The organism is Arthrobacter mangrovi (genome assembly GCF_026011795.1).
GTDB classification, from domain to species: domain Bacteria; phylum Actinomycetota; class Actinomycetes; order Actinomycetales; family Micrococcaceae; genus Crystallibacter; species Crystallibacter mangrovi.
In genome coordinates, this window is sequence record NZ_BRVS01000009.1 from 38,511 (window position 1) to 54,265 (window position 15,755).

The 15,755-nt window shown below is 66.9% G+C and carries 14 protein-coding genes; 11 read left to right on the forward strand and 3 right to left on the reverse strand.

The genetic code is table 11. The features are described from left to right. Positions 1-40 precede the first annotated feature (40 nt). From AHIS1636_RS11440 to AHIS1636_RS11490, 11 genes are all read left to right on the forward strand, one after another. Complete coding sequence (locus AHIS1636_RS11440) at positions 41-1,090, forward strand: Ldh family oxidoreductase (RefSeq protein ID WP_264795957.1); 1,050 nt, start codon at positions 41-43, stop codon at positions 1,088-1,090. Positions 1,091-1,149: 59 nt separating this feature from the next. After that, complete coding sequence (locus tag AHIS1636_RS11445; protein WP_264795958.1) at positions 1,150-2,211, forward strand: sialic acid TRAP transporter substrate-binding protein SiaP; 1,062 nt, start codon at positions 1,150-1,152, stop codon at positions 2,209-2,211. Then, positions 2,208-2,759 (forward strand): TRAP transporter small permease, encoded by a 552-nt coding sequence (locus tag AHIS1636_RS11450; RefSeq protein ID WP_264795959.1) that lies wholly within the window; start codon positions 2,208-2,210, stop codon positions 2,757-2,759. Before AHIS1636_RS11445 ends, AHIS1636_RS11450 begins: the two co-directional genes overlap by 4 nt. Positions 2,760-2,769: 10 nt before the next feature. After that, a complete protein-coding gene (locus AHIS1636_RS11455) occupies positions 2,770-4,050 on the forward strand; it encodes a TRAP transporter large permease (protein ID WP_264795960.1) in 1,281 nt (426 codons plus the stop codon). 20 nt (positions 4,051-4,070) lie between these two features. Beyond that, positions 4,071-5,399, forward strand: coding sequence for an enolase C-terminal domain-like protein (locus AHIS1636_RS11460; protein ID WP_264795961.1), 1,329 nt, complete (start codon positions 4,071-4,073; stop codon positions 5,397-5,399). Further along, entirely contained in the window at positions 5,396-6,865 is a 1,470-nt protein-coding gene (locus AHIS1636_RS11465) for an aldehyde dehydrogenase (NADP(+)) (protein ID WP_264795962.1), read from the forward strand. Before AHIS1636_RS11460 ends, AHIS1636_RS11465 begins: the two co-directional genes overlap by 4 nt. Position 6,866: 1 nt before the next feature. Further along, positions 6,867-8,063 (forward strand): fumarylacetoacetate hydrolase family protein, encoded by a 1,197-nt coding sequence (locus AHIS1636_RS11470; protein ID WP_264795963.1) that lies wholly within the window; start codon positions 6,867-6,869, stop codon positions 8,061-8,063. Beyond that, positions 8,060-8,920 (forward strand): fumarylacetoacetate hydrolase family protein, encoded by an 861-nt coding sequence (locus tag AHIS1636_RS11475; protein WP_264795964.1) that lies wholly within the window; start codon positions 8,060-8,062, stop codon positions 8,918-8,920. The genes AHIS1636_RS11470 and AHIS1636_RS11475 overlap by 4 nt, the downstream gene beginning before the upstream one ends. 26 nt (positions 8,921-8,946) lie before the next feature. After that, a complete protein-coding gene (locus AHIS1636_RS11480; protein ID WP_264795965.1) occupies positions 8,947-9,702 on the forward strand; it encodes an SDR family NAD(P)-dependent oxidoreductase in 756 nt (251 codons plus the stop codon). A gap of 210 nt (positions 9,703-9,912) precedes the next feature. Beyond that, on the forward strand, positions 9,913-11,739 hold the full coding sequence (locus AHIS1636_RS11485; RefSeq protein ID WP_309298608.1) for a calcineurin-like phosphoesterase C-terminal domain-containing protein: 1,827 nt from the start codon (positions 9,913-9,915) through the stop codon (positions 11,737-11,739). A gap of 209 nt (positions 11,740-11,948) precedes the next feature. Then, positions 11,949-12,497 carry a hypothetical protein gene (locus AHIS1636_RS11490; protein WP_264795966.1) on the forward strand — a complete coding sequence of 183 codons (549 nt, stop codon included), beginning with the start codon at positions 11,949-11,951 and terminating at the stop codon, positions 12,495-12,497. A 130-nt stretch (positions 12,498-12,627) separates the two neighbouring features. On the opposite strand, the gene AHIS1636_RS11495 is transcribed toward AHIS1636_RS11490, so the two are convergent. From AHIS1636_RS11495 to AHIS1636_RS11505, 3 genes are all read right to left on the reverse strand, one after another. After that, entirely contained in the window at positions 12,628-12,924 is a 297-nt protein-coding gene (locus AHIS1636_RS11495) for a hypothetical protein (RefSeq protein ID WP_264795967.1), read from the reverse strand. 71 nt (positions 12,925-12,995) lie between these two features. Then, entirely contained in the window at positions 12,996-13,313 is a 318-nt protein-coding gene (locus tag AHIS1636_RS11500) for a hypothetical protein (RefSeq protein ID WP_264795968.1), read from the reverse strand. A gap of 166 nt (positions 13,314-13,479) precedes the next feature. Continuing rightward, the gene (locus tag AHIS1636_RS11505; RefSeq protein ID WP_264795969.1) at positions 13,480-15,606 is read right to left on the reverse strand and encodes a M1 family metallopeptidase; all 2,127 of its coding nucleotides are present in this window, start codon (positions 15,604-15,606) and stop codon (positions 13,480-13,482) included. Positions 15,607-15,755 lie beyond the last annotated feature (149 nt).

Here is a 15,755-nt window from a genome sequence, read left to right on the forward strand (position 1 = left end):
TTTTCACGAATCCTATATGGAACGTTACGGAGAACACATTTTGGAACCCACTCGCTACTCCACCGAAGAACTGGTCCGTTTCTCTTCAGCAGCCCTCCAGCACGTCGATGTGCCGGCTCCCGACGCCGATCTCACCTCGCGTTCACTGGTCGAGGCAGACATGCGCGGCATCAATTCCCATGGCCTGCTGCGCCTGCCGCTCTACGTCTCAGCTATTGAGCAGGGCGGCATCAATCCGAATCCCCAGTTGGACTGGCGCGCTGACACAGGGTCGGCTGCACTGCTTGACGCGGACGGCGCCCTTGGCCAGATCGCGATGCGAGCCGCTACCGACTACGCGCGATCGCATGCCTCCGACCGCGGCGTAGTTGCGGTCGCCGTGCAGAACAGCAGCCACTTCGGCGCAGGCATCTTCTGGTCCGACCGCCTGGCTGCCGCCGGGCTGATCGCCTTCCTCACCTCCACCACTGGTCCCACCGTGGCACCCTATGGCGGCGTCGCCAAGGTCTTCGGAACCAACCCGCTGACGATTGCAGCCCCCAGCGCGGCGGGCCATCCCCTGACGGCCGACATGGCCACCAGTACCGGCGCCTACGGCAAGGTAATTGCTGCCAAGAACGAGGGGGCCGCGATCCCGGAGGGGTGGGCTGTTGATCCCGCCGGGGAGCCGACAACCGATCCCGTTCAGGCCATGGCCGGTGCACTCATACCGTTCGGGGGACATAAAGGTTCGGCCGTGTCGGCTCTCCTCGAAGCCGTCGCCGCGTCCCTGGGCACCGGTACTTTCGCCCACGAGACCGAAGACATCTGGTCCAATCCCGCGTCCCGCATGAATACTGGACACCTGCTCGTCGCCCTCGATCCGGCGGCGTTCACGGGCAGGCGGCATACCGAAGAACGCGTCGCCCGGCTTCAGGACCGCATCCGGAAATCCGGCGCAAACGGCGCATCCGTCCACGCTCCCGGGGACCTCGAGTACGCAAGGGGCCAGGCGAACCGGGAGGTCGTGGCGCTGGCGCCCTCCACGACCCAACTGCTGAACCGACTGGCGGAGCACTTGGGCCTTCCCCCGGCCGAACGCGCTGCCTGATCCACCAGCACCTCACTTGCCGTAAAGAAAACGCATCAACAGCCAAAGGAGAATCAACAATGTCCAGTTCACGAACAACGGGAAACCCAGCACAGCAGTCAAAGAGCGGCCGGAAGAAAGTGCTTGGACTGTCCCTAGCGGCCGCGGCCACGGTCATGCTGGCCGGGTGCGGGGTCGGCGGTCCGGTGCAGGCCGGCGGGTCCAACGCCGCCGGCGCCAACGGAGACAAGGTCCTTCGGCTGGCCCACGTCTACGAGGCGGGGCATCCGGTCGAGAAATGCGGCGTCGGAACGCTCAAGGAGGAGCTTGAAGGTAGCGGCATCACGGTAGAGAGTTACCCGGCAGCCCAGCTCGGGAGCGAGGCCGAATCCCTCGAGCAGGTAGCCACCGGCGGACTCGACATGGCGATTGCAGGTCCTTCCTTCCTGGGAGTCTGGCACGAGCCCGCCGCCGTCCTGGACGGCGCCTACCTCTTCAAGGACGTCGACCACTTCGTGGAAACCATCGAAGGTCCGGTGATGAAGAAGGTCTACGACGACATGAACGCCGAGACGGGAATCAAGGTTCTCTCCGGCTGGTACTACGGCACCCGGCATGTCACCTCCAACAAGGAGATCAAAGGCCCCGAAGACATGCAGGGCATCAAGATCCGCACGCCCGACGCTCCCCTGTATTTGACCAACACCAAGATCATGGGCGGCACAGCGACCCCGATGGCTCTGGACGAGGTCTACCTCGCCCTGCAGCAGGGTGTGATCGACGCGCAGGAGAACCCTGTTCCGACCATTGCCTCCGCAAAGCTCAACGAGGTCCAGGAGTACATCAACTTGACCGGTCACATGATCCAAGGCGTCAATATCGTGACCGGCTCCGCCCTGTACGACTCCCTGCCCGATGACCAGAAGACCGCGCTCGATTCGGCCATGGACGCCGCCTCGGACAAGGTCCGCGAGTGCGTCGAGACGGAGGAGAAGGAGACCCTCGAGGAGTGGAAGAAGGGCAGCGGCATCAAAGTCAACGAGGATGTCGACCGCGACGTCTTCGCGGAGCGCGCCCGCGACATGCTGCCCAGCGAAGTTTCGTGGGGCGACCTCTACAAGCAGATCCAGGATGCCAAATGATTCCGGAACATCCCGATGAACCTGACTTCCTCGAGTCCCGCAGCCCGCTGCTGCGAACCGTAGTCAACGCCGAGCGGGTGGCGGCAGCAGCGCTGCTGAGCCTCACCCTCGTCCTGGTGCTGATTCAGGTGATCAGCCGCTACGTCTTCTCCAGCCCGCTGTCGTGGACGGAAGAACTCGCCCGCTTCGCCCTGGTGTGGCTGACGTTCATTTCGGCCGGATTCGTCATGGCCCGGCGACTGCACGTCACGGTCGATCTGGTAGCGGCGAAGCTCAGCAAGCGCGCGGCCGTGCTGATGGATGCCTTCGCCATGCTGGTGGTCCTCGTCGTCTCGGCTGCCATGACGGTGGCGGGAACCCAGTTCGCCCTTTCGGCTGCCCGTCTGCACGCACCTGCTACGGACATTCCCATGAGCGTGGTTTACACCGCAGCTGTCCTCGGCTTCGCACTGATTTTCCTGCACGGCGTGCTGAACACCTTCGTCAATCTCAGGCACCCGGAAAAAGTACCGGAGGCCATGGAAAACCTCGAAAAAGAAGCCATCTGAGGGAACACTCATGACACTGACCTTAATGCTCGTGGGCCTGCTGGTCCTGCTCGCCCTCCGGGTCCCCGTGGCCATCGCGCTGCTGGTGCCGTCCCTCATCTACGTCACCATGGACCCCACGGCCTCGCTGGGCATCGCCGTCCAGCAGACCACCTCCGGCGTCAACAGCTTTGCCATCCTCGCCGTCCCCCTGTTCATCCTCCTAGGCAACGTGGCGAACGTCTCCGGTGTTTCGGACCGGCTCTACTCCACGGCCGTCGCCTACCTCGGCCACATCCGCGGCAGCCTCGGCTACGTCAACATCGCCACCAGCTTCGGATTCTCCTGGATGAGCGGCGCCGCCATCGCAGACGCCGCGGCCATGGGCAAGATCCAGGTTCCCGCCATGAAGCAGCGCGGGTACAAGGAGGAATTCAGCCTGGGCATCACCGGTGCGTCGTCGCTCATCGCCCCGATGATTCCGCCCAGCATCCCCGCCATCATCTACGCCGTCACGGCAGGGGTCTCGGTCGGAGCGCTCTTCATGGCGGGTATCATTCCGGCGATGGTGCTGATCCTGTGCCTGACCTTCATGGTCTGGTGGCTGACCCGCAAGGACCACCACCTCATCATGCCGAAGGCATCCTGGAGCGAGCGCGGCCGGGCCCTCCTGGGGGCGCTGCCGGCCTTCGGCGCCGGCGTGGTCATCCTCGGCGGCATCCTCAGCGGCATTTTCACGCCGACCGAAGCGTCCGGCATCGGGGTGCTCTACATCTTCATCCTCGCGCTGATCTACGGGTCCCTGACCTGGCGGAAGACGTACCGGATCCTGCTTGGATCGGTGGAAACTTCGGGGTCGGTCCTGCTGATCGTTGCCGCAGCCGCCCTGTTCGGGTGGGTTTTGGCCCGTGAACAGGCGCCCCAGCTGGCAGCGGACTTCATCCTGAACTTCACGAACCACCCGATCGTGTTCCTCATCCTCGTGAACGTCCTGCTGCTGATCATCGGCTGCGTGCTGGAGCCGACGGCCGCCATCCTGATCCTCGTTCCCGTCCTCGGACCTGTCGCCGAGACCTTCGGCCTCAGCCCGATCCATTTCGGCGTCATCGTCATCTTCAACCTGCTGATCGGGCTGCTCACGCCGCCGGTGGGACTGGTCCTGTTCGTGCTCTCCAGCGTGACAAGCATTCCCGTCCCCAAGGTCATCAAGGGCGTACTGCCCTTCTTCATCCCCATGCTGGCCACGCTCCTGGTCATCACCTTTGTCCCGGCCCTCAGCCTCTGGCTACCGTCCCTGCTCGGCTTCGCCTAAACACACGAAAGGCATTTACCTTGTCGAAAATCACCTCTGTCCGCACCGAAGACATCCGCTTCCCCACCTCGCTGGATCTGGACGGTTCCGACGCCGTCAATGTCGATCCGGACTACTCCGCCGCCTACGTCAGCATCAACACGGATGACGAATCCGGCCACGGCTTCGTCTTCACCTGCGGCCGCGGCAACGAGATCATCACCGCAGCCATCGAATCGTACGGTCAGCTGCTGGTAGGCCGTGACCTGGACGAACTCGTCAGCGACCTTGGCGAATCCTCGCGTCGGCTGATCCATGATTCCCAGCTGCGCTGGCTCGGTCCCGAGAAGGGTGTCTCGCACATGGCCGCCGGAGCGCTGGTTAACGCCCTGTGGGACATCCGTGCCAAGCGCGAGCAGAAGCCGCTGTGGCGGCTGCTCAGCGAGATGCCGGCCGAGGAAGTCGTCAACGCAGTCGACTTCACGCACATCAGGAACGCCCTCACTCCCGACGAGGCCCTCGAGATCCTGCGCCGCGGCGAAAACGGAAAGGCAGGGCGGATCGAAGAGCTGCAGCGCTCCGGTTACCCCGCGTACACCACCACGCCGGGCTGGCTCGGCTACAGCGACGAAAAGCTGGTCCGCCTCAGCAGGGAAGCCGTCGCCGATGGGTTCGGCATGATCAAGCTCAAGGTCGGCGGGGACCTGAACGAGGACCGGCGCCGAATGAAGTTGGCCCGGGAGGCGGTAGGCGAGAACGTCAAGATTTCCATCGACGCCAACCAGCGTTGGGAAGTCCAGGAGGCCATCGACTGGGTCAACGAACTGGCCGAATTCAATCCGTGGTGGATTGAAGAACCCACCAGCACGGACGAGATCCTCGGCCATGCCGCGATCCGCCGGGGTGTTGCCCCCGTCAAGGTCGCCACCGGTGAAGCCGTCGCCAGTCGAATCATTTTCAAGCAACTGCTCCAGGCCGGCGCCATCGACGTCATGCAGATCGATTCCACGCGCGTGGCAGGTGTCAACGAAAACATCGCCAACCTGCTCCTGGCGGCCCGGTTCGATACGCCCGTATGCCCGCACGCCGGAGGCGTCGGTCTGTGCGAACTGGTGCAGCACTTCTCCTTCTTCGACTACGCCGCAGTCAGCGGCAGCATGGAAAACCGGATGATCGAATTCGTCGACCACCTGCACGAGCACTTCATTGAACCGGTACGTGTGGAAGGCGGCCGCTACCTTGCGCCCCAAAAGCCGGGCACAGGAGCCGAAATGCTCAAGGACTCGCGTGACCGCTGGACGTTCCCATCCGGCTCGGGCTGGCAGCAGGTCGGGGACCGGGCTGCAGTAACCGGGAGCAGCAACCGATGACGACTACCTCAGCAGAACAGGCCGCCGCGCAGATCGAGGCCGCCCACAAGGCCTACGAGCAGTCCCGGGATGAAACACCGCAGACCCGCGCCGCCTGGCTCGAGGCCCTCGCCGGCGGGCTGGAACAGCATGCCGACGAACTGGTCGGAATCGCAGCACGCGAGACCCATCTGGCAGAGGGCCGGCTCCGCTTCGAACTCCAGCGCTCCGTCTTCCAGTTGCGGCTCTTCGGTGACGAAGTGTTCCGCGGCGAGAACCTGGACGCGACCATCGACCACGCCGACCCCGAGTGGGGCATGGGCCCCCGGCCGGACATCCGCAGGATCAATGTGCCGCTCGGCGTCGTCGGCGTCTTTGGCGCCTCCAACTTCCCCTTCGCCTTCAGCGTCATGGGCGGCGACAGCGCCTCGGCCCTGGCGGCAGGCTGTGCCGTTGTGCATAAGATCCACGACGGCCACATCGAGCTGGGCCTTCGCACCGGGGAAATCGCCGCCGAAGCACTGGCCGCGGCGGGCGCGCCCACCGGTCTTTTCTCGACGGTCAGCGGCCGGGCGGCCGCCGAGGCCCTGGTGGACCACCCTCTCGTGACGGCCATCGGCTTCACCGGATCCACGGCCGGAGGACGGGCGCTGTTTGACCGGGCATCCCGGCGGCCGGTCCCCATCCCGTTCTACGGTGAACTCGGCAGCATCAATCCGGTCTTTGTCACCGAGGAAGCCTGGAACCGGCGCAGCGAAGAGATCCTCGCCGGTTATGCGGGCTCATTCACCATGGGCATGGGACAGTTCTGCACCAAGCCGGGACTGCTGTTCGCACCCGCCGGCAGTTCGGAGGAGATCGCGCAGGTCCTCGGCCGCGAGCTCGCCGGCAAGCCCATGGCTCCCCTGCTCAGCCCCCGGCTCCGCGAGGGCTTCGACGAGGCTCTCGCAGGCGTCCGGAACGCCGAAGGCGTGGATGTGCTCATCGACGGGGACGGAGCCGAAGCACCCTCTCCCACCGTGCTCCTGACCACGTCCGATGCCGTCCGCGAGCAGCCCGGGCTGCTGGAGCAGGAGATGTTCGGGCCAGCCACCCTGATCATCCAGTACAAACCGGGAACCGACCTGGCGGAACTGGCGACGCTTCTCCAGGGGCAGCTGACGGCGACCGTCCAGGCGGAACCGGATGAAGACCTCGCGGCATTGCTGACGGTCCTGCGCGAAAGGAGCGGCCGTGTGCTCTGGAACGCTTGGCCAACAGGGGTCACCGTGACCTATGCGCAGCAGCACGGCGGTCCCTATCCGGCGACGACGGCCCCCAACACGACCTCCGTGGGAACCGCCGCCATCCGACGGTTCATGCGGCCCGTTGCCTACGATTCCTTCCCGTCCGCCCAGCTGCCCCGGGCGCTGCAGGATGGGAACCCCTGGGCAATCGGGCGGCGCGTGGACGGTCGCTGGGAGCACCCTGCTGAAGGAGGCAACTGATATGGAACGCTTCGCTCCGCAAGACATATTGCCGAAGGATTCCGTCCCGGCCCGGCTGGTCGGCCGGGTCTGGGATCCGGAATCGGGCGGCCCCCGAGTCGTCGCGGTCAGGGGGGAAGACGTCTACGACATCACCGGCCACGCCCGCACCGTCGCGGATCTCATGGAACAGGCCGATCCCGGCCGGATCGTGGCGGGGGCCCTGGACCGGCCGCGCTGGAAACTGGCCGAGCTGGTCGAGGCTTCATGGAACAAGGACACCGATCGCCCGCACCTGCTGGCTCCGGTAGACCTCCAGGTCATCAAGGCCTGCGGCGTGACCTTCGTGGAAAGCATGGTCGAGCGCGTTATCGAGGAACGCTGCGCCGGCGATGCCAACAAGGCCGCCGAGGTCCGGGAACTGGTCGGCAAGGCGTTGGGCGGCAGCATATCCTCGCTCCGGCCCGGTTCGGAAGCGGCCATGCAGGCCAAGAAGGTGCTGCTCTCCGAAGGCATGTGGTCCCAGTATCTCGAAGTCGGCATCGGCCCGGATCCGGAAGTATTCACCAAGGCTCCGGTGCTGTCCGCTGTTGGTTTCGGCACCGACGTCGGCCTGCCGACCTTCTCCTCGTGGAACAATCCCGAGCCGGAATTGGTCCTCATCGTCGACTCGCGCGGCAGCGTCCGCGGGGCAACCCTCGGCAACGACGTCAACCTGCGGGACGTCGAGGGGCGCAGCGCTTTGCTGCTCGGCAAAGCCAAGGACAACAACGCTTCCACCGCATTGGGCCCCTTCATCCGGCTCTTCGACGGGGACTTCACCCTGGACACCCTCCGCCAGGAGGAAATAACCCTCGAGGTGCGGGGACAGGACGGCTATCTCCTGGAGGGCCGCAACAACGTCGCAAAGATCAGCCGGCCCTTCGAGGAACTGGTCCGCGCCGCCTGCGGCCGCCACCACCAGTATCCTGACGGCTTTGCCCTCTTTACCGGCACGCTGTTCGCCCCGACCCAGGACCGGGACGCGTCCGGCCAAGGCTTCACGCATCACCCCGGCGACACGGTAGCTATCAGGAGTGAGCACCTTGGAGCGTTGGTCAACCGCACCGGCGTGACGGAAGAGCTGCCGCCGTGGACCTACGGCATCAGGGATCTGTTCGCCTATCTCCAAAGCCCGGCAGCAGCTGGCACACCTCAACAGGCTGGAAGGAACTCATGAAACTCGTACGCTACGGCGCCCCCGGTGCGGAAAAACCCGCCGTCATCGCCATGAACGGCGACGGCACCGAGCACGCCTATGATCTGTCACCCGTGACCGACGACATCACGGGTGAATTCCTGGCCGCGGATGGCCTCGCGGCCGCCAAGAGGGCCCTCGACGCCGGCGACCTGCCAACGGTCGAGCTCGACGGCCAGCGCCTGGGCGCACCCATCGCCCGTCCGTCGGCCATCATCTGCGTCGGCATGAACTACGCCGAACACGCCGCCGAGTCCGGATCGGCGCCGCCCACCGTGCCGATCATCTTCTTCAAGACCCCGAACACCGTGGCCGGGCCGGACGATGAAGCCTTCATCCCCCGCAACAGCACCAAGACGGACTGGGAAGTCGAACTCGGCGTCGTCATCGGCAAGCGTGCCAGCTACCTCGAATCCCCGGAGCAGGCTGCCGGGCACATCGCCGGTTACCTGACGGCCAACGATCTCTCGGAGCGCACCTTCCAGATCGAAGATTCCGGCGGCCAATGGTCGAAGGGCAAGTGCGCCCCGGGGTTCTCGCCCCTTGGCCCGTGGCTGGTGCCGGCCGAGAACGTAGATGCCAACAATCTGCGGCTGCGCAGCTGGGTGAACGGCGAGCCGCGCCAGGATTCCACCACCGCCGACATGATTTTTCCGGTCGACTTCCTGGTCCACCACCTGAGCCAGTACCTGACCATGGAGCCGGGCGACGTGATCCTCACGGGAACACCCCAAGGCGTGGCCTTGTCCGGCAAGTACCCGTACCTGAAGGCCGGCGACATAGTCGAGATCGAGATCGAGGGACTCGGCCGCCAGCGCCAGGCATTCGCCCAGGCATGAGCAATCATCGGCAGGAAAGGAGCGGCATGACCAAGGAAATGGAAGGCCTGGTCGCCCTCGTGACCGGAGGTGCCTCCGGTATCGGCGCGGCTACCGCGGACAGGCTCGCAGACCTGGGTGCACACGTCGCCGTACTCGACCTGGCCCCGGAGTCAGCCAGCAAACGGCACTTGGCCGTGCGGTGCGACGTATCGGACGATGCCTCCGTGCGGGCGGCGGTCCAAACCGTCGTCGAACACTTTGGCCGGCTGGACGTCGTCGTCAATAACGCGGGCGTCGGCGCGCAGGGAACAGTGGAAGACAACGACGACGACGAATGGCACCGCGTCTTCGACATCAACGTCATCGGGATGGTCCGGGTGAGCCGCGCGGCGTTGCCGCACCTCCGGAAGTCGCCCGCGGCCGCCATCGTCAACACCTGTTCCATTGCGGCCACGGTCGGGCTGCCGGCCCGGGTTCTCTATGGCGCGTCGAAGGGTGCCGTCCTGTCGATGACCATGGCGATGGCCGCAGACCACCTGCGCGAGGGCATCAGGGTCAACTGCGTCAAACCCGGGACGGCGGACACTCCCTGGATTGGCCGGTTGCTGGAGAAGGCCGAGGACCCCCAGGCGGAGCGCACGGCCCTCGAGGCGCGACAGCCGCACGGCCGGCTGGTGCAGCCGGACGAGGTAGCGGCCGCCGTGGCCTACCTGGCCTCCCCCGCCGCCGGGTCCACGACCGGTACCGCGCTGGAGGTCGACGGCGGCATGCAGGCCCTGAGGCTTCGGCCCGCCGGCTAAGGACACGGGTTGGGCGGCGCCCTGCGACAGCGCGGCGCCGCCCTATCCAGGCTCGGTGCATAAAACGGTTAACACCAGGAGGGCGATGCGTTACGGGCGGGTGGCAGGGCGGGCATCCGGGCGTCGGTTCCCGTTCATCCGGCTGGGCAACAGTTGGTGGTGCCGGCCCACCCCAACTGGCCGGCGATCACTCGACCGGAGGTTCCATTCGTGCACCTGTCCATGTCCACCCGACAAAGATCAACCTGGCTGTCCCGCCCGCTGCGCCTGACCGCGGGCGCCCTGGCCCTGCTGGCCACCGGCGCGCTGGCCGGCCCCGCTGCCACCGCCTCGCCTGCCCAGCCCGAATCCGACTGGGCCGCCACCGCCTACCGCGGAGGCGTCGACGTCGTTAAGTCCGCGGACGCGGACCAGCAGACCCTCGACGGCACCGCCTTCGACGACAAGAACAAGAACTCGAAGCAGGAATCCGGCGAGCCCGGCCTGCCCGGGGTAAAGGTGTCCAACGGCCGCGACATCGTGGCCACCGACGGCCAGGGCCGCTATGAGCTGCCGGCCTTCGACAACATGACCGTGTTCGTCACCCAGCCGCGCGGCTACCAGGTCCCGGTGGACGAGCACAACGTGGCGCAGTTCTTCTACAACCACCTGCCCGAGGGTTCCCCCGAGCTGAAGTTCGGCGGGCTGGAGCCGACCGGCGCGCTCCCGGACAAGGTGAACTTCCCGCTGGCCCAGAGCCAGCTGACGCAGTCGCCGGAGCAGCACTGCGCTGTGGGCGCCGACGTCCAGACCTATGACCAGGAGGAGGTCGGCTTCGCGCAGAACGGCGCTTTCGCGGACCTGGCCGCGCGGACCGACTATGCCGGCTGCGGCGCCCTCTTCATCGGGGACATCGTCGGCGACGACCTCTCGCTGTACCCGCAGACCCGCGAGCTGACTTCGATGCTCAACGGCCCGGCCCGCTTCCTGCCCGGCAACCACGACCTCGATTTCGACGCCCTCGACGGCGAGCACGAGTTCGACAGCTACCGCGCCCAGTTCGGCCCGGAGTACTACTCCTACGACGCCGGCAAGACCCACGTCGTCGCGCTGAGCAACATCACCTACCCCACGCAGATCCCGGCGAAGAAGGGCAGCTACGCCTACGGCCTCGGCGAGCGCCAGCTCGAGTGGCTGCGCCAGGACGTCGCGTCCGTGCCCAAGGACCGGGCCATCGTCATCGCCTCGCACGCGCCGCTGACCGAGTTCTACTACTCGAACACCTACAGCCACGCGCAGATCCAGGAGATCTACGAAATCCTCGAGGGCCGCGAAGTCGTCTCGGTCGCCGGGCACACCCACATGTCCGAGAACCTCCGCAAGGGCGACCTGATGGCGGGCTGGACCGACACGTTCGGCGAGGCCGGCCTGCCGTTCACCCACCTGACGGCCCCGGCGGTTTCCGGCCAGTGGTACAACGGCCGGGTCCTCGAGGAGGGCTTCCCCACCGCCATCCAGCGCGACGGCACCCCGCCCGGCGTGCTGACCCTGGACATCAAGAACACCAGGATCAGCGAGCGCTTCACCGCCACCGGCGACGACGGTTCGGACCAGATGGCCCTGGGCATCAACTCGCCCGCCTACCGCGCCTGGTTCGACGAGTACAAGAACCAGCGCGGCAAGGCTCCGGCCCCGGAGAACCCGAACGCCGTGGCGAAGGGCGAACTCGGCGGGACCTGGCTGACCACCAACTTCTGGATGGGCGCCACCGGCTCCACCGTGCAGGTGTCCATCGACGGCGGCGCGGCCACCGAGGCCACGCGCACCCAGTCGATGACCGCCGACGACGTCCCCCGGATTGGCGCCGAGTACACCGATCCGTCCGCCACCCTTGAGCAACTGGTGCACGGCGGCGGCCTCCACGACCGGACCTCGCACCTGTGGCGCCTGCAGCTGCCGGCCGACCTGGCCGTCGGCGAGCACACCGCCACGGTCACCGCCACCGACGTGCACGGCCGCGAGTCCACCGAGACCCTCACCTTCGAGGTCATCGAGTAGGCAAACCCTGGTACGACGGCGGGTGGCTGCGCTGAGGTTTCGGGCGCAACCACCCGCCGTCGTACTTCCCCGCTGCGCCGCCGCGAACTGGTCAGGATCGCACCCAAACCCGATGTCCGCAAGGGGGTTCCACTGCCCGCCGCGGCGCCTGTAGCGTCCCTTACGTGGCTGCCGGACGGCAGCCGCCCTGAGGAAAGGAGAGAACGCCCGTGCGCAAAACCATCTTTGCTGTAGGAATGTCTGCGGCGTTCGTCGCCCTGTCGGCGGGACCTGCGTCGTCGGCAAGCTTCGATTCGGTCGAGACCGACGATGCCATCATCCGCCTGGCCCACGTCAGCGACGGTGTGCCCACCATGGGTCCCGCCGCGTTCGCCATCGATGCCAAGGACCCGAGCCAGGCAGCGAACGACGACGCGGAGGGGACCATCACCTACGACCTCCTCGACGCCAACGGCGGGAAGACCGGAACCGGCGGTACTGCCGACGTCATTTGCGTCGCCGCGGAAGAGTCCGGCTCCAGCCGGAATGCGACAGTCTGGGGCTGGCTGGACAAGCCCGAAGGCGCCACCACGGCCGTCGCCATCACCGTCTCGGACCTCGACAAGGACGGCGTCTACGACCGGGCGACGGCGGGCGAAGTTGCCGGGGCACCGTCACGCGAGGCCATCTCGGCAGCCTGCGCCCACTCCAGTGCGACGGGAACCCCGCTCATCGGCGGAACCCTGGCAGTCGTCGACGGCGTAACGCCCGCTCCCTGACCCGAACCGCAGCGGCAGCCAGCCGCGTCCGCGGCCTGGGAGCCCGCGGAGTAACCATGACCCACGCCCGACGGCGGGTGGCTGCGTTGCGCAGCCACCCGCCGTCGTCGGCGTTCTGCACTGCGGAGCCCTACTGGAGGAGGTTGTAGACCTCCATCTCCGTTGCCTCGGGCATCGTAGTGAAGCCTCCTTCGACTCCGGCCTGCAGCTTCGGCATCAGCGTCCCATCGCGGAAGGCCTCCCAGCTTTCCTTCGAGTCGTGGACGGCGATGACCCGCCAGCCGCCGTCGGACGGGCCGGCCGCATGGAAGATCTGGCCGGGCGGACGCTGGCCGGGGCCGGGATGGACGGCCGCCACGGATGCCTCGTACTGTTCCTTGGTGCCGCCGGGGAAGAAGTGCACGATCGCATAGGCCGAGTTGTTCATGATGGGCTCCTTCGAAGATCGAACACCATCATGGTGGTCCCGCGGCCCGGGCAGGACCAGAGGCTTTCCGCTCAGTCTTCGTCCCGGATGTCGTACGGGTCCTGCCAGGCCGACTCGTGCCGCTCGATCCGCCGCACCCAGGCCGCGGGAACCCAGCGCGTGTGCATCCGGTAGTCGGCATCCTGCCACTTCAGGTGGACGTGCTCGCGCGTCCAGCCAATAGCCTTGGCGTCCACCGTCGCCGCGCCCTTCGCATCCAGCCGGGCGCGCACATAGGGCTCCCGGCCGTAGGGCGCGCGCGTCGGCGGGAACCGCTTGAAATCCGGGTGCCCGGAACTCTCCTGCTGCAGCAGCCCGCGGGCCTTGGTGCGGTCCACCTTATAGAACATGTGCTCTATTATCGGACTATTCGCCCGAACATAGGTGCCCGGGCCTTTTGGCCCTAGGGGCTCCCCTGCTTAATCGTTACCGTTGTGTAACGCACCGGCGGCGCCGCCGGATGGGGAGGATGCGGCGGCGCTGGTGCCGGGTTGGGGGTATTGATGTGGAGCCCGGTCAGGGGAACGACGGGCTCCACACAGCCCCCGGTTTCGGTTCCGCGCCTTCCAGCACACCCGGCTTCTCCGGCGTATACAGCCACATGTCGAACAGCGGGCCCAGGTCCTTCCCGGACACCCCCTCGGCGAGCGCGATGAACTCCCCGATCGTGGCGTCGCCGCCGCCCTGCTCGTCCGGCCACCGCCGCAGGATCGTGAAGAAGTCGTCGTCACCCACGGCCTGCCGCAGCGCGTGCACCGCCATCGCCCCGCGTTCGTAGACCGCAGGGTCAAAGAGCGCGGCCGCGCCCGGATCCCCGATCACCACTTTCCAGAAGGGGTCCGACGCCGGAATCGCGGCCCGGACGTCGAAGAGCTGCTGCGCAGTGTCGAGGCCTTCCTCCTCGCTCCACAGCCATTCGGCATAGGAGGCGAAGCCCTCGTTCAGCCAGATCTCCCGCCAGTCGGCCACCCTCACGCTGTCCCCGTACCACTGGTGCGCCAGCTCGTGCACCACCACTCCGTCGGCCAGCGGCTGGGCGTAGAAGAAGTCTTTCGCATAGACCGGCCGCGTCTGGTTCTCCAGCGCGAAGCCGACTCCGGACAGGTCGTCTACGATCCCGCCGGCGTCGCGGAACGGATAGTCGCCGAAGTAGCCTTCGAGGAATCCGAGGATCTCGGGCTCCCGGGCCAGCGACGCCTCAGTGCGGGCACCGACAGTCGGCGGCGGTTCCTCGGTCGCGGTCCAGCTTTCCCCGATTTCGGGACTCCCCGCGGGCGGAGGTGCGGCCGCCCACCCGTCCCACGTGTCGCCGTCGTCCTCGAAGGACGTGCGGCCCTTCCCCGTGGACGCCGCGATGTCATCGACGAACAGCCCGTTGTAGGCCACCTTGGCGTCGGAGGCGTAGGTGATGGAAAGTTCGACGTCGGTGCCCGCGTAGGCGGAGAGGTCCACCTTCCACTGTTCCCACGTCTCGCCGGCGTCGGTCGCGGCGTTCCACGTGCCGGAGGAGCCCTTGGGCGCGCACATGCCGTCCGGCTTCGCCGCCAGGTAGTGCTTCAGGAACGGATGGAGCTTCAGCCAGTCCGCGCAGGCCCTGCCGGCCGCGGCGGAGGTATGCCCGTTCAGATCCGGCAGGGTCGTCCAGTCCTGCCGCCCCGCCGTCCGGGCCTCGACGAACGCGAAGTCCCGGCCGCGCTGCAGCTCCCGGTTCACCCAGAAGGACAGTTCGGCCCCGCCAGCCGGCACTGCAAGGGTCCGGGTCAGCCGCTTGTACGCCGCGTCGCCGGCCTGCGCGGTCGCGAACTGCCGGCCGCCATGGGCTGTGAGCGGCGTGAACAGGTCCGGATCGTACGCGTCGACGAACTTCAGCTCGTCCGCACGGTACTCGTCCAGGTCGAAGTGGCCGACGTTAAACGTGGCCAGGTAGGACGCCATCGGCTCCTCGGCCTCCCACACCCACCGGCTCCTGCCGCCCACGGTCTCCTCGTCCGCCAGCCGGCCGTTGGCCACCACCTGCAGCCCCGCCGGCACGGTCACCTCGAAGGTGTAGCCGGCTGGGTCGGACGGATGGTCGTTCACCGGGAACCAGGTCGCTGCGACGTGCGGCTCGCCGATCACCAGCGCGCCGTCATCTGTGTGGAAGAACCCGGACAGCCCGAAGGCGTCCTTGATGGTTTTCGGCACGCCGTGGTACGTGACGACGCTCTCGAAGCCCTCGCCGTCGTCAATCCCCGCCGAGGGAATGACCGTCAACTCGCCGCCCGCCCGCCTGAACGCGGCCTTCTCCCCGTCCACCTCCACCGCGTCGACCGTCAGCCCGTCCAGGTCCAGGTTGAACCGGCTCAGGTTCTGCGTGGCCTCCGCGCGCATCTCCGCCCTGCCCGTCAGCACGTCGGTCGCCGGCTCGTAGCCCACCTCCAGCGCATAGTGGAGCGCGTCATAGCCGCCGTTGCCGTCCTTGGGGTAGTACGGATCCCCCAGTCCCGGCGCCCCGGGGGTGTACGACGGCGGGGCCTCGCCGGGGTTTCGGGCGTCGACTGGGGCGGTGGTCAGCAAGGCGACCGAACACGCGAGCGCACAGACCGCCGCTCCGCGCGAACGCAGCGATTCCGAACGGCCAACCCGGCTGGACTTCTTCATCATGACGGTTCCTGATCGAACGTCTGGTTTGTCCGCGGCGTGTCCGCGGAAGGGACACGCGGTCGGGAGCGGCACGGCTCCCCTCGGAATACCCGGCTCGTCGGCACCTCGGACTCACCCGCCAACCGGGCCTGTGGGACATTACGCTCCTC

Bases quoted from the DNA above. Each gene is read 5' to 3' on its own strand.
- AHIS1636_RS11445 (WP_264795958.1), top strand. From the start codon at position 1,150: ATGTCCAGTTCACGAACAACGGGAAACCCAGCACAGCAGTCAAAGAGC.
- AHIS1636_RS11450 (WP_264795959.1), top strand. From the start codon at position 2,208: ATGATTCCGGAACATCCCGATGAACCTGACTTCCTCGAGTCCCGCAGC.
- AHIS1636_RS11455 (WP_264795960.1), top strand. From the start codon at position 2,770: ATGACACTGACCTTAATGCTCGTGGGCCTGCTGGTCCTGCTCGCCCTC.
- AHIS1636_RS11465 (WP_264795962.1), top strand. From the start codon at position 5,396: ATGACGACTACCTCAGCAGAACAGGCCGCCGCGCAGATCGAGGCCGCC.
- AHIS1636_RS11470 (WP_264795963.1), top strand. From the start codon at position 6,867: ATGGAACGCTTCGCTCCGCAAGACATATTGCCGAAGGATTCCGTCCCG.
- AHIS1636_RS11475 (WP_264795964.1), top strand. From the start codon at position 8,060: ATGAAACTCGTACGCTACGGCGCCCCCGGTGCGGAAAAACCCGCCGTC.
- AHIS1636_RS11480 (WP_264795965.1), top strand. From the start codon at position 8,947: ATGACCAAGGAAATGGAAGGCCTGGTCGCCCTCGTGACCGGAGGTGCC.
- AHIS1636_RS11495 (WP_264795967.1), bottom strand. From the start codon at position 12,924: ATGAACAACTCGGCCTATGCGATCGTGCACTTCTTCCCCGGCGGCACC.
- AHIS1636_RS11500 (WP_264795968.1), bottom strand. From the start codon at position 13,313: ATGTTCTATAAGGTGGACCGCACCAAGGCCCGCGGGCTGCTGCAGCAG.
- AHIS1636_RS11505 (WP_264795969.1), bottom strand. From the start codon at position 15,606: ATGATGAAGAAGTCCAGCCGGGTTGGCCGTTCGGAATCGCTGCGTTCG.